This is a genomic window from Salinisphaera orenii subsp. halophila YIM 95161 (genome assembly GCF_003732545.1).
Taxonomy (GTDB): Bacteria; Pseudomonadota; Gammaproteobacteria; order Nevskiales; family Salinisphaeraceae; genus Salinisphaera; species Salinisphaera orenii_A.
In genome coordinates, this window is the sequence record NZ_AYKF01000079.1 from 1 (window position 1) to 13,659 (window position 13,659).

The 13,659-nt window shown below is 69.4% G+C and carries 14 protein-coding genes; 10 read left to right on the forward strand and 4 right to left on the reverse strand.

Annotated features, from left to right (window positions below):
• Positions 1–58: 58 nt before the first annotated feature.
• From SAHL_RS08790 to SAHL_RS08825, 9 genes are all read left to right on the forward strand, one after another.
• Entirely contained in the window at positions 59–1,120 is a 1,062-nt protein-coding gene (locus tag SAHL_RS08790; RefSeq protein ID WP_184947564.1) for an NAD-dependent epimerase/dehydratase family protein, read from the forward strand.
• A gap of 294 nt (positions 1,121–1,414) precedes the next feature.
• Positions 1,415–2,143 (forward strand): orotidine-5'-phosphate decarboxylase, encoded by a 729-nt coding sequence (pyrF, locus tag SAHL_RS08795; protein ID WP_123591044.1) that lies wholly within the window; start codon positions 1,415–1,417, stop codon positions 2,141–2,143.
• Positions 2,144–2,234: 91 nt separating this feature from the next.
• Positions 2,235–3,281 (forward strand): uroporphyrinogen decarboxylase, encoded by a 1,047-nt coding sequence (gene hemE, locus SAHL_RS08800; RefSeq protein WP_123591045.1) that lies wholly within the window; start codon positions 2,235–2,237, stop codon positions 3,279–3,281.
• Between the two features lie 118 nt (positions 3,282–3,399).
• A complete protein-coding gene (locus SAHL_RS08805; protein WP_184947553.1) occupies positions 3,400–4,335 on the forward strand; it encodes an acyltransferase in 936 nt (311 codons plus the stop codon).
• A complete protein-coding gene (locus SAHL_RS08810) occupies positions 4,332–5,087 on the forward strand; it encodes an SDR family NAD(P)-dependent oxidoreductase (RefSeq protein ID WP_123591047.1) in 756 nt (251 codons plus the stop codon). Before SAHL_RS08805 ends, SAHL_RS08810 begins: the two co-directional genes overlap by 4 nt.
• Positions 5,084–5,275: a hypothetical protein gene (locus SAHL_RS17820; RefSeq protein ID WP_123632001.1), complete on the forward strand. Its 192-nt coding sequence runs from the start codon at positions 5,084–5,086 to the stop codon at positions 5,273–5,275. Before SAHL_RS08810 ends, SAHL_RS17820 begins: the two co-directional genes overlap by 4 nt.
• 1 nt (position 5,276) lies before the next feature.
• On the forward strand, positions 5,277–5,762 hold the full coding sequence (locus SAHL_RS08815; protein ID WP_184947555.1) for a YiiD C-terminal domain-containing protein: 486 nt from the start codon (positions 5,277–5,279) through the stop codon (positions 5,760–5,762).
• Positions 5,763–5,766: 4 nt separating this feature from the next.
• Complete coding sequence (locus SAHL_RS08820) at positions 5,767–6,642, forward strand: cytochrome c oxidase assembly protein (protein WP_123591049.1); 876 nt, start codon at positions 5,767–5,769, stop codon at positions 6,640–6,642.
• Entirely contained in the window at positions 6,639–7,247 is a 609-nt protein-coding gene (locus tag SAHL_RS08825; protein WP_123591050.1) for an SCO family protein, read from the forward strand. Before SAHL_RS08820 ends, SAHL_RS08825 begins: the two co-directional genes overlap by 4 nt.
• 570 nt (positions 7,248–7,817) lie before the next feature.
• On the opposite strand, the gene SAHL_RS08830 is transcribed toward SAHL_RS08825, so the two are convergent.
• The 4 genes from SAHL_RS08830 to SAHL_RS08845 are packed head-to-tail and all read right to left on the reverse strand — an operon-like array spanning position 7,818 to position 12,412.
• Positions 7,818–9,152: an MFS transporter gene (locus SAHL_RS08830; RefSeq protein WP_123591051.1), complete on the reverse strand. Its 1,335-nt coding sequence runs from the start codon at positions 9,150–9,152 to the stop codon at positions 7,818–7,820.
• On the reverse strand, positions 9,149–10,381 hold the full coding sequence (locus SAHL_RS08835; RefSeq protein ID WP_245968457.1) for an SAM-dependent methyltransferase: 1,233 nt from the start codon (positions 10,379–10,381) through the stop codon (positions 9,149–9,151). Before SAHL_RS08835 ends, SAHL_RS08830 begins: the two co-directional genes overlap by 4 nt.
• 7 nt (positions 10,382–10,388) lie before the next feature.
• Entirely contained in the window at positions 10,389–11,156 is a 768-nt protein-coding gene (locus SAHL_RS08840) for a DUF1365 domain-containing protein (protein WP_123591053.1), read from the reverse strand.
• Positions 11,156–12,412 (reverse strand): NAD(P)/FAD-dependent oxidoreductase, encoded by a 1,257-nt coding sequence (locus SAHL_RS08845; protein ID WP_123591054.1) that lies wholly within the window; start codon positions 12,410–12,412, stop codon positions 11,156–11,158. The genes SAHL_RS08840 and SAHL_RS08845 overlap by 1 nt, the downstream gene beginning before the upstream one ends.
• 229 nt (positions 12,413–12,641) lie before the next feature.
• Between SAHL_RS08845 and SAHL_RS08850 the strand changes: the two genes are divergently transcribed.
• The gene (locus SAHL_RS08850; protein ID WP_123591055.1) at positions 12,642–13,613 is read left to right on the forward strand and encodes a malate dehydrogenase; all 972 of its coding nucleotides are present in this window, start codon (positions 12,642–12,644) and stop codon (positions 13,611–13,613) included.
• Positions 13,614–13,659: the final 46 nt, after the last annotated feature.

Here is a 13,659-nt window from a genome sequence, read left to right on the forward strand (position 1 = left end):
AAACCGCACGCGGTGGGCGATTAGCCGCCCAAGCCGCGGTCATCGCTGGCTTGATGCAATATCCGGGCTAGTCGTCGGCGCCACCGGCATCACCGGCGGCAACCTCGCGCAGTATCTGGTCGCCAGCGGCTGGACGGTCTACGGCCTGTCGCGCCGCGCCGAGCGCACCGGCGGTGTCATCCCGGTCGCGGCCGACCTGCTGGACGCCGACAGTACGGCCACGGCACTGAAGTCGCTGCCGATCACCCACGTGTTCTATTGCACCTGGACCCAGCGCGACAACGAAAAAGACAACGTCGAAGCCAACGGCGCGATGATGAACAACCTGTTCGCCGCGCTCGACCCCGAGCGGCTCGAACACGTCTCGCTCGTGACCGGCACCAAGCAGTACCTCGGTTCGTTCGAGGCCTACGGCAGCGGCCGGGTGGAAACACCCTTCCGCGAATCGGCCGAGCGCGTGCCCGGCCCCAACTTCTACTACACGCTCGAAGACATCATGCGCGATGTCGCCGAGCGTTACGGCATCGCCTGGAACGTGCACCGCCCGCATACCGTGATCGGCTATGCGCCCGGCAACATCATGAATATGGGCACGACGCTCGCGGTGTATGCCACGATCTGCCGCGAGACCGGCAAGGCGTTCACGTTCCCCGGCTCACAGGAGCAGTGGCACTATCTCACCGACCTGACCGACGCGCTGCTGCTCGCACGCCAGATGGAATGGGCCGCACTCGCGCCAGGGGCGGCCAACCAGGCATTCAACACGGTCAACGGCGATGTCTTCCGCTGGCGGCGCCTGTGGCATGAGATCGGCGGCTACTTCGGTGTCGAGGTCGCCGACTGCCCCGACACGCCGCGGCCGCTCGCCTCGCAGATGGCGGGCGTCGAAGACACCTGGCGCACGATCGCCCAGACCCACGGCCTGATCGAACCGGATGTGACGAAGCTCGCGTCCTGGTGGCATACCGACGGTGATCTGGGCCGTACCCAGGAATGCGTGAACGACATCAACAAGTGCCGGAATTTCGGCTTCCACGCCCACCGCGAGACCCGTTCCGTGTTCTTCGACCTGTTCGACCGTCTCGCGGCCGAGCGGATCATTCCACCGATACGCGCGTAGCACCCGATCGCGCGTCGAACCGGTTCGGGTCTCGAGGCGGTACGACAGACCGGCACAGGCCGAGCGCGGGCCGATGGATACAAGCCCGGTCTGTCATCGCCGTGCATTTCAACGGGCGCGGCCGAGTCGGCTGCGGCGTGATCGACGCCGGCGCCCGTACGGGACACGTCGCGTGATCCAAGGCGGCCGCTTCGGCCGCCGATGGCCCCATGGCACACTCGCGGGACCGAGCCAACCGGCTTCCGACATGCCAGAATTGCGGCCCTCGATTTCCCTCGCCGCCCCGATCCCGCCATGACGCCGATACCGGACGACCGCGACCGCCTGATCTTCGCACTCGACGTGGCCGACACCGAGTCGGCCCGGTCGCTGGTCGTGCGTCTGGGCGATACCGTGACTTTCTACAAGGTGGGTCTGGAGCTGGCGATGTCGCCCGGCTACTTCGAGCTGGTGGACTGGCTCAAGGCCCGGGGCAAGAAGGTGTTCGTGGACGTCAAGCTGTTCGACGTGCCGGCCACGGTGGCGGCGGCGGTGACGCGGCTGTGCGCGCGCGACGTCGACTTCATCACCGTGCACGGCAATCAGGGCATCATGGCGGCGGCGGCCGAGGCGCGCAGCGGCAGCGCCCGCATCCTGGCGGTGACCGCCCTGACCAGTCTCGACCAGGGCGACCTCGACGACATGGGCTTCGCCTGCGACATCCCGACACTCGTGCTGTCGCGGGCGCGGCGCGCGCTGGCGGCCGGCTGCGACGGGGTCGTGTCCTCCGGCCTGGAGGTCGAGCGGCTGCGTGCGGAAGCACCCGAGCGGCTGATCGCGGTCACGCCCGGCATCCGACCGGTGGCCAACGACGAGCGCGCTCCGGACGACCAGAAACGGGTGATGACGCCGCGCCGCGCCATCGCCTCCGGGGCCGATCATCTGGTCGTGGGCCGCCCGATCCGCGAGGCCGCGGACCCGGCCGCGGCGGCCGCGGCCATCCAGGACGAGATCGCGGCCGCGGTGGCCGAACGCGGCGACTGACCGCACGCCTATCGGCCGCCGGTTCGGGACCGGTAAACTGCCCGCCAGAATCGTCCGTCGGCAGCCACTGCCGGCCCCAAGAGCCCTTTGCATGTCACACGATCGCCTGCTGCGCGCGCTCGCGCGCGAACCCGTCGACGCCACGCCGGTCTGGCTGATGCGTCAGGCCGGACGCTATCTGCCCGAATACCGCAAGCTGCGCGAACAGGCCGGCAGCTTCCTGACCCTGTGCCAGAACCCGGAGCTCGCCTGCGAGGTCACGCTGCAGCCGCTGCGGCGCTTCGACTTCGACGCCGCCATCCTGTTCTCGGACATCCTCACCATTCCCGAGGCCATGGGCCTGGGCCTGCACTTCGTCGCCGGCGAGGGGCCGCATTTCCATCATCCGGTGCGCACCCCCGACGAGATCGCCCGGCTGACGGTGCCCGACATCGATCGCGAGCTCGGCTACGTGCCGGCCGCGGTCGAGCTGATCCGGCGCGAGCTGGACGGGCGCACGCCGCTGATCGGTTTCGCCGGCAGCCCGTGGACGCTGGCCACCTACATGGTCGAGGGCGGCCCGTCCAAGAACTACGCCCACATCAAGAAGCTGATGTACGACGCGCCCGAAGCGCTGCACCAGCTGCTGGACGTGCTCGCGCGCTCGGTCGCGGCCTATCTCAACGCCCAGATCGCCGCCGGCGCCCAGGCGGTGCAGATCTTCGACACCTGGGGCGGCGTGTTGACCCCCGCCGGCTATCGCGAGTTCTCGCTGGCCTACATGCAGGCGATCGTGGACGCGCTGGAGCCGGCGCCGGACGGCGGCCACGTGCCCGCGATCCTGTTCACCAAGGGCGGCGGACCGTGGCTGGAATCGATGGCCGACACCGGCGCGGCCGCGCTCGGGCTGGACTGGACCATCGACATCGACGCCGCCCGCGCCCGCGTGGGCGACCGGGTCGCGCTGCAGGGCAACCTCGACCCGGCGGTACTGCACGCCCGGCCGGCGGTCATCCGCGAACACGTGCGCGACGTGCTGGCGCGCTTCGGCGACGGTCCCGGGCATGTGTTCAACCTCGGCCACGGCGTCACCCCGGACATCAAGCCCGACCACGTCGCCGCGCTGGTCGACGCGGTGCACGAATTCTCGGCCCGCTGATGACGGGCGCGCAAGCCGGGCGCGCCCCGACCGCGGGCTCGAGGCGAAAGGTTGGCGCGACGCACCGCAGGCGCTACATTGCCGCCATGACCGTCACGACGCCGCCGGGTGCGCCCCGATGAAACGCTGGCTCGAACCGCTGCGCGGCGCGATCGCGGTCGCGGGCATGGTGCTCGTCACCCTGTTCTGGTTCATCCCGCTGCTGCCCGCCAGCCTGGTGAAGCTGGCCACGCCCTGGCCGGCGGTGCGCACGCCGGCCACGCGCGCCGTGCTCTGGGTCGCCCGCTGGTGGGCGCGCGGCGTCAACGCCGTCATCGTCGGCGTCTCCGGCACCCGGGTGACCTACGACCAGCAGGTGCCCGACGATCCGGATGGCCGCTACGTGCTGATCTCGAATCATCAGTGCTGGGCCGACGTGATGCTGCTGTGCCACGTGGTCGAGCCGCAGCTCCCCTTTCCGCGCTACTTCATCAAGGAGCGGCTGCGCTGGCTGCCGGTGGTGGGGCTGGCCTGCTGGGCGCTGGATTTTCCGTTCATGAAACGCCACAGCCGGGCCGAGCTCGAGCGCAACCCCGGTCTGCGCAATCAGGATATGGAGACGGTGCGCCGCGCCTGCGCGGTGTTCCGCGAATGGCCGGTCTCGATCGTCAACTACGCCGAAGGCACCCGCTCGACCGCCGCCAAGCGCGCGGCGGCCGGCTCGCCCTACGCCGCGCTGCTGCCGCCCAAGGCCGGCGGCACGGCCTTCGCCATCAACGCCATGCGCGACGTACTCGACGGCGTGCTCGACATGAGCGTGGCCTACGTCAATACGCCCGAACCGCGGTTCTGGGATTTTCTCTGCGGCCGGATCCCCGAGGTGGTGATCCGCGTGCGCCGGCTCGATGTCCCGCGCGACCTGTTCGACGGCGACTACAGCGCCGATTCCGAGTACCGCGAGCGATTCAAGCGCTGGCTGGAAGGCGTCTGGGCGGAAAAGGACGCCGAAGTTTCCGCGCTCCAGGATCCGCGTCAGTCCGCGACCCGCTTCGACCGGCTCGGAGACGCCCGATGACGGCGGGCGTGGCCTGGATCACCGGCGCCAGCTCGGGCATCGGCGCCGCGCTCGCGGTGGAACTGGCCGGGCACGGCTGGCAGGTGGCCGTCTCCGGACGCGACGCCGAGCGACTCGCCGCGGTCCGGGCGCGGGCGCCGGCGGCGATCCACCCGTTCGCCCTCGACGTGACCGATGCGGACGCCAACGTCACCGTCGCCGCCGACATCGAACGCCGGCTCGGGCCGATCGACCGCGCGGTGTTCAACGCCGGCGTGGGCAGCGGCTTTTCGGTGGATCGCTTCGACGCCGCCGACGTGCGCGAGCGCATGCACGTCAACTACGGCGGCGCGGTCAACGGCATCGGCGCGGTACTGCCGGCCATGCGCGCGCGGGGCCGCGGCCAGATCGCGCTGACCGCCAGCGTGGCCGGCTTCCGCGGCCTGCCGGACGGCGCGCCCTACTGTGCCTCCAAGGCGGCGATGATCGCCCTCGCCGAAGGGCTGGCCCTGGATCTGGCGCCGCGCGGCATCGACGTGCGCGTGATCACGCCGGGCTTCGTGCGCACGCCGCTGACCGACAAGAACCGCTTTCCCATGCCGTTCATCATCGAGCCGGACGATGCCGCCCGCCGGATCCGGCGCGGGCTCGACGGCCGCGGCTTCGAGATCACCTTCCCGAAACGGCTGTCCTATGTGCTCAAGACGCTGCAGCGGCTACCCTATGCGTTGTACTTTCCTCTGATCCGGCGCATCGCCGGAGGCCGCTCATGAAAACGCTCGTCTGGCTGATCGTCATTGTCGTCCTCGTGGTCGCCGCATTCGGCATCCTGCAGTGGGTGCGACGCCAGATCGCCTCCAGCCGCGAGGATCTCAAGCACGTCGATCGCAGCAAGCTGCGCGATCTCGACGACGACGCCTGGGCCGAGGAGGAGCGCGACAAGGACGACTGGAAGCGCTGACGTGGACACGCTCGAGCGGCTGCAGCGCCGGGTCGCCGACGAGATCCCGCTGGCCCGGGCGGCCGGCATCCGGCTCGCGCTGGACGCCGACGGCAGCGTGCGCGCCGAGGCGCCCTTCGACGCCAACCGCAACCTGCACGGCACGGTCTTCGGCGGCAGCCTCTATGTCGTCGCCCTGGTGGCCGGCTTCGCCCAGACGCAGTGGCTGGTCACGAGCACCGGCCTCGACGCCGCCGTCGTCGTCCAGCGCGCGGAGACGCGCTATCTCGCCCCGCTGCGACGTGCGCTGACGACGCGCATGGATCTGCCCGAGGCCGCCGTGCTCGCCCGCTTCGTCGACGCCGTGGCGCACCGCGGCCGCGGACGTCTGGAACTCACCGTCCGGATAGCCGACGACGACGGCAACACCGCCTTCGAGTTCGACGGCACGTTTGTCGCCACCGCCGCGCCCGGCGTGCGCAACCCCCGCGACGAATCGGGGTCATAGGGGAATGGCCGCCGAGATCGCACGCTGGCTCACGCCGTGGGAGCCCCTGTACTGGCTGATCGCCCTGTTCGCGATCGTGGCGGCCTGCTATGTCCGCGGGCTGGCACGCCGCCGACGGGCGCGCGACGTGTTGCCGGCGATCGCGTTCTTCGTGGGGCTGGCGTCCATGTACGCGGTGATGCAGACCTATGTCGACTACTACGCCCAGTACATGTTCTTCATCCACCGGGCCCAGCATCTGATACTGCATCATCTGGGGCCGTTCCTGATCGCGCTGTCCATGCCCACCGCCGTGCTGGCCGCGGGTGCGCCGCTGTGGCTGTCGCGCGGCATGCGCGGGCTCGGCGCCCTGCCGCCGGTTGCGGGGCTGTATCGCGTACTCCAGCATCCGGTGATCAGCGCGGCCCTGTTCGTCGGCCTGATCTATTTCTGGCTGTGGCCGTCGGTGCACTTCACGGCCATGCTCTCGGCCCGCGACTACTGGCTGATGAACCTGTCGATGGCCGTCGACGGGCTGCTGTTCTGGTGGTTCATGCTGGACCCGCGCCGGCCCGGCGCCACGCCGACGACCTATTCCATCGGCCTGCGCATCATCGTGCTGTGGGCGGTGATGCCGCCGCAGATCGCGATCGGCGCCTATATCGCGCTCGCCCCGGACACCGTCTACGACGTCTATGCCGTCTGCGGGCGCGCCTTTCCGATATCGCCCATCGTCGACCAGCAGCTCGGCGGCCTGATCACGTGGATTCCGGCCGCGATGATGAGCGTGGTCGCCACCCTCATCCTCCTGCGGCTGGGCTTCGTACACGACCGCAGCACCGCATCGCCGACCGAGCCCGCCGTGACCGCTTCCCGACCCGATGAGCGCCAGACCGTATGAACCATCGCCTGCCCCGCCGCCTGTTTGTCGTGTTCGCACTCGCCGCGACCGCGCTGCTCGCCGCCTGCAGTGGCGGCGAACCGGAGTACAACGCCCACGACATCGAAGGCGTGATGCCGGATCTCGCCTTCAATCTGACCGACGAGAACGGCAACGCCGTCGAGGCCGACGACTATGACGGCAGGCTCAAACTGCTGTTCTTCGGCTACACCAACTGTCCTGACATCTGCCCGGCCACGATGGCCCGCATCCGTGCCGCGCTCGGGGGCCTGGACGACACGACCCGCGAGAACATCGACGTGCTGTTCGTCAGCGTCGACCCCGAGCGCGACGACCCGGAACGCCTGGCGCAGTTCACCTCGAGTTTCGGGCCGCGCTTCGTCGGGCTCACGGGCAGCCAGGAGCAGCTCAAGGCGCTGTCGAAGCGCTACCGCGTGACCTACGGCTACGGTGAGCCCAACGACAACGGCTTCTATCTGGTCTCGCACAGCAGCGCGATCTTCGTGTTCGGCCCGGAAGGCAAGGCACGGCTGCTGGTCAATCAGGAACAGAGCGTGGACGCACTGCGCGCCGATCTGAAGAAACTGCTCGAACGCGTCGACTAGGCCTGTTAACGCTTACTGCGAGCCCGTGCCAGGCGCTTCCTGACAATGGACCATGGGCAGCAAGACGAGGCGTCGCGCGCGCCGCGGCATCGCCAGTCTGGATCGTGACCCGCCCCAATCGGCGACTCGCGACTTGCCGCACACGCTATGCAGTCGCCAACGCGGCGTTCGCATGGTATCTAACAGGCCCAGGAGCGATACGCCCGTTCCGGTCGCACGGATCGCGCTTCCGTCCCGAGCGCCGCGAACGCAGGCGCCGGGCCGGACGCGGCGAGGCTGCGACGCCGCCTCGGCCGGCGGAGATCTTCCAGGCCAGGCTTTCTTACGGCATTGCTCCGGGCGCGTGCGCACGACGGCGAGTGCAGCGACGCGCCGGGAAACGACACCTCACAGGCTTCAGCGGGCCGCGCCCGCATTCCGGGCCGCACCCGCAACACACCCGGCTCAGCCGCTTTCGGCGAAGGTACGGCGTTCGCGTGCCCTCGGCACGTTTCATCGCCCTACGTGCCGGCCCGCGGGCTCGGGCGTCGGCGCGAGCGCGGCTGACCGATCGGAGACGGCCCGAGTGACTCAGCTGCTCGAGGGTTCCCGCCGGCCGATCTCGCTCTGCAGCTCGGCGTGGCGGCGCCGGTCGAGCGGGAAGTGCCACATCAACGCCACCACGCCGAGCTTGATCGCCACCGGCAGCAGGCCGTAGAGCACGGCGAGCGTCCACAGCGCGGTGGCGTCGTTGTCGCCGCCGGCCTCGAAGCCGGCCAGCCAGAGCATCGGATAGGCGATGCCCAGCGCGATCGCGAAGGCCAGCTTGGTGGCCATGCCCCAGAGGCCGAAGTACAGCCCGGCCCGGCCGTCGCCGCCGGCCGCGGTGTCCTCGTCGATGACATCCGCCTGGATGGAGGCGGCGATCGCCTGATCCACACCGAGACAGGCGCCGCCGAGCACGCAGATCACACCGTAGGCGATGTAGTCGCCCTCGCCCAGCGTCACGGTGAACACGAACACCGCGCTCACCCAGAGCATGGACGCGCACCAGAGCCGATGCTTGGACCAGTTGCGGCCGATGCGCAGCCACAGCGGCAGCCCGAGCACCGCGGAGAGGAAGTAGATGGCCAGAAAGACGCCGCCGGTGACCTCGCTGCCGCCAAGAATTCCGATCACGAAGAACAGGAACAGCGCCGCCGGCAGGCCGTTGGCCGCGCCGTTCAACAGATACGCGATCAGCAGGCGTCGGAACGGGGCGTTGGCCGCGAGCAGCCGCCAGCTCTGCGCCCAGCGGATATGCGAGGCTCGCCCGCCGTCGGGCTCGGGCACGCGCCACAGAAACACGGCCGTGGTCAGCGGCAGGGCCACGAGCAGAAACACCGCGATCGCCGCCAGGCCCGCCGCCGCGTCGCCGGCCGCGCGCTGGGCGAGCGCCGGCAGCAGGATCGCCGCGAGCGTGCCGAGCACGAAAAAGCCCTCGCGCCAGGCGGTGATGCGCGAACGCTCGTCGTAGTCCGCCGAGAGCTCGGCGCCGAGCGTGGTGTAGGGCAGATAGATCAGGGTCCAGCCCAGATAGGCCAGCATGCTCCAGACCAGCAGATACGCCGCACCCGCATCGGCGCCCGGCACGAACAGGAACCAGGCCGCCAGCATCAGCAGCGGCGTCCCGAGCGCGATGAACGGCCGGCGCCGGCCGAAACGCGTCGTCAGCCGATCCGAGGCGGTGCCGATGAGCGGGTCCGAGATCACGTCAAACAGGCGTGCGGCGAATATCAGCACGCCGACCAGGCCGGTATTGAGCGCCGGCATCTCGGCGTAGAACGGCGGCAGATAGACCGTCAGTGGCAGCCCCAGGGCCGCCAGCGGCAGGCCGAGCAGACCATAGGCCGACAGCATCGGCCAGCGATAGCCGACCGCCCTCATCGGGCGCTCTCCCCGATCGGACGCTCGAGCGCGATCTGCATGAGATCGATGTTGCCGGAGTTGAAGCCCGCCGCGCAGTAGGCGAGATAGTAGCGCCACATGCGCAGGAACGACGCCCCGTGCAGGGCCTCGATCTCGGCGCCGCGCGCGACCACCCGCGCGTCCCAGCGCATGAGCGTGCGCGCATAGTCGCGGCCGTGGAAGTCGCGTTCGCGCACGTTCAGCCCGGCGCGGGCGGCCTCGCGCTCGAACACGGCCGGCGAGGCGAGCATGCCGCCCGGGAAGATGTACTCCTGAATGAAGTCCACGTTCGCGCGGTAGTAGTCGAAGCGGCTGTCGTCGATCGTGATCGCCTGGATCGCGGCCCGTCCGCCGGGTTTGAGCGCGCGGAAGATCGCACCGAAGTAGTCCGGCCAGTAGCGCTCGCCCACGGCCTCGTACATCTCGATGGAGACGACGTGATCGAAGCGCTCGTCGACGTCGCGGTAATCGCGCAGCTGGAAGTCCAGCTGCTGTTCCAGCCCGGCCTCGGTCGCGGCCCGGCGGGCGAAGGTCAGCTGCTCGGTCGACAGCGTCAGACCGGTGACGTGGCAGTCGGCCTGGCGGGCGGCGTAGCGGGCGAACCCGCCCCAGCCGCAGCCGATCTCGAGGATGCGGTCGCCCGGCTGCACGTCGAGCCGGGCCAGCAGGCGGGCGTACTTGCGCCGCTGGGCGCTCGCCAGATCCTCCTCCGGATGCGCGAACAGGGCCGAGGAATAGGTCCAGGTCTCGTCCAGCCACAGGCCGTAGAAGTCGTTGCCCAGATCGTAGTGATAGGCGATGTTGCGCCGCGCGCCGCGGCGCGAGTTGCGGCGCAGGCGGTGCCGCACCGCACTCATCGCGGTATACAAATGCTGCAGGCGCGAGAAATCCGGCTCGAGCGCATCCTCGTTGAGGTGCAGCAGATAGATGAGTGCGGCCAGATCCGGCGTGTCCCACTCCCCGGCCATATAGCCTTCGGCGAAGCCGATGGAACCGGCCTTGAACAGGCGCGTGACCATGCGCGGCGAGACGATGCGCAGGGCCGCGCTCGGCCCCGGTCGGCGGCCGACGAACAGCGCCAGCGAGCCGCCGGGCAGCGCGACCTCGAGACGGCCGGTATGCAGCCGGTCCAGGCGTTTGACGACCTGACGCTCGCGCCAGGTCGCCGGCCGGCCGGTTTGCTTGGTCGCGCGGTGGCTCGAATGCATGACGGCTTCAGGACACATTGGAGTCGTGCGGTTTGGGTTTGGGGCGATAGCCGGCGCCGCGCAGCCAGAGCTTGAGCGCCTGCCAGTGGATTGCGGCGATGACCTTGAAGGGCAGCAGCGGCCGCGCCAGCGCGGCCCGCAGCAGGGCGGCGGTGGTCAGCGGTCGGCGCTCGCCGGTCAGCGTGGTGGCGATGCGCAGCGTCTGACCGCTGTCGTCGTACAGCCGGATACCCACGCCCAGGCGCTCGTCGGGATCCAGAAAATGAAAGCGATAGCGGCCGTCACGATCGAGAAAGGGCGAGACGTGAAACCGCTTGGCCTTGTCCGCCGTGACCTGCGGACCCATCGCCGCACCCTCGGCGTGGAGTACGTAGAAGTGATGCTCGCCGAAAGTGTTGTGGACCTGGGCGACGATCGCGCGCAGCCCGCCGTCGGCGTGCTCGCAGTAGAACAGGCTGAGCGGATTGAAGCCATAGCCGAGCACCCGCGGCATCGCCAGCAGGCGCACGCGGCCGCCGGCCAGGGTCACGCCGCGATCGGCCAGCAGTGCCTCCAGCCACGGCCGCAGCGGACTGCCGTCGTGCGGGCCATGGTCGGCGTCGTGGAACGACAGCCAGTTGAAACGATTGCGCGAGAGCAGCGGCGTGGCCGCGCAGGCGGCGTCGATCGCGTCGATGTCCAGCAGCAGGTACCACGCCCGGTAGCCGAAACGATAGCGCGGCGCGCCCGGCCGCCGGTGCATGATGCGGGCAATGTAGAGCGCGTGTGCCGCCATCACCGACGCCAGGCCACGCGCGCACCCAGTCCCTCGGCCACGCGGACCGCGGCCGCGAGACCGTCCTCGTGAAAACCGTAGCCGCACCAGGCGCCGCAGTGCCAGACGCCGCCCGCGCCCTGGATCGTGTCCAGCTCGCGCTGAGCCGCGACCGCGCGGCCGTCGAGCACGGGATGGTCGTAGGTCAGCTCGCGGATGACGCGCCCGGCCGCCGGTTCAGTCAGTGGATTGAGACTGACGAAATAGTCGGTGGCGCCGGCAATCGACTGCAGCCGGTTCATCCAGTACGTCACCGCAACGCGCTGATCGGAGACCGCATCGCGATCGGCGAGATAGTTCCAGGACGACCAGACCGCGCGCCGGCGCGGCATCAGCGCGGCATCGGTGTGCAGGATCGCCCGGTTGCGCTGGAAATCGAACGCCGACAGCAGCCGCTGCTCGGCCGACGACGGCCCGGCCAGCAGTGCCCGGGTGGTATCGGCGTGGCAGGCGAACACGACATGGTCGAAGTGTTCGTCGTCGCCGCGGGCGGTCGTCACACGCACGCCGGCGGCGTCGCGCTCGACGCCGGTGACCGCACAGTCCAGCCGCAGGCGCGCGCCGAGCGCCGCGGCGATCGCCTGCACGTAGCGCCGGCTGCCGCCGGCGACCGTACGCCACTGCGGCCGATCGCGGATATCCAGCAGCCCGTGGTTGTCGAAGAACCGCAGGAACGGCGCGACCGGAAAATCACGCATGCCGGCAGCCGGCGTCGACCAGATGGCCGCGGCCATGGGCAGAAGATAGCGCGCGGCGAAGGCGCGGCCGTAGCGGTTTCGGTCGAGGAACGCGCCCAGCGGCTCGTCGGGCAGCGCGTCGTTCGCGATCAGGCGTTTGCCCTGGCGATTGAAGCGCAGGATGTCGGCCAGCATGCGCCAGTGCGCGGCATCGGCGATGCGCCGCGTCTGGGCGAACAGCGTGCGCCAGCTATCGCCCGCCCACTCGATCGCGCCGCCCGCGATGGATACGCCGAAGGACATGTCGCTGGCCGTGGTCGGCACCTCGAGCTCGGCCAGAAGCGACTGAAAATACGGATAATTCCGGTCGTTCAGCACGATGAAGCCGGTATCGACCGGCTGTGTGCCGGCCATCACCGTATGGGCGTGGCCGCCGGCGCGGGCCTCGGCCTCGAACACCGTGACATCGGCCTGCTCGCGCAGCAGCCAGGCCGCGCCCAGCCCGGCGATGCCGCTGCCCACGATGGCGATTCGCTGCATGTGGTTCGTCCTGTGACCGGAAACTGCCGCCAAAGAGCGGTCATACGGCGCGCCCGCGCGGGTGGATGCCTTTTTACCCGGTTTCGTGTTTGGGCTATGCTCTACGCCGCGTTTTTCAAGCCCGGCCCGCCGCGCCATCGCGCGATCCGCCCGTTCGTCGGCGATCGCCGGAGGGCGTCGGCGACGCGCTCAGGGCCCAGGCATCGACGACCTTCGCAAAGGAGCAGCCATGAAAGAACCTGTACGCGTAGCCATCACCGGCGGCGCCGGCAACATCAGCTATTCGCTGATCTTCCGCATCGCCGCCGGCGACATGCTGGGCCCCGACCAGCCGGTGATCCTGCAGCTGCTCGAAATCCCGCCGGCCATGGACGCGCTCAAGGGCGTGATCATGGAAATCAACGACTGCGCCTTCCCACTCGTGCACGGCGTCTCCGGCAGCGACAAGCCCGAAGAAGCCTTCAAGGACGTGGACATCGCCCTGCTGGTCGGCTCCAAGCCGCGCGGCAAGGGCATGGAGCGCTCGGACCTGCTCAAGGCCAACGGCGACATCTTCTCTGTCCAGGGCGCAGCACTCAACGACAACGCCTCGAAGGACGTCAAGGTCCTGGTGGTCGGCAATCCGGCCAACACCAACGCGCTGATCGCCGCGGCCAACGCGCCGGATCTGGACAACAGACAGTTCACCGCCATGATGCGGCTGGACCACAACCGCGCCCTGTCGCAGCTGGCCCAGAAGACCGATGCCCACGTCACCGACATCGACCGGATGATGGTCTGGGGCAATCACAGCGCGACCCAGTATCCGGACATCAGCAAGGCCACCGTCAAGGGCAAGCCCGCCCTGGATCTGGTCGACCGCGACTGGTACGAGAACGATTTCATCCCGACCGTGCAGAAGCGCGGCGCGGCGATCATCGAAGCCCGTGGCGCCTCGAGTGCGGCCTCGGCGGCCTCGGCCGCCATCGACCATGTGCGTGACTGGGTGATGGGCTCGGACGGCATCGTCTCGATGGGCATTCCCTCCGACGGCAGCTACGGCGTCGCCGAAGGCATCATGTTCTCCTATCCCGTCATCTGCCGGAACGGCGACTACGAGATCGTCCAGGATCTGAAGATCGACGAATTCAGCCGTGAGCGCATGAAAGCCACGGAAGACGAACTGCGCGGCGAGCGCGAAGCCGTCGCCGATCTGCTCTGATCCGCCGCGTCGACGCCGGACCGCCGGTCCGGCGTCTCATCCCCGC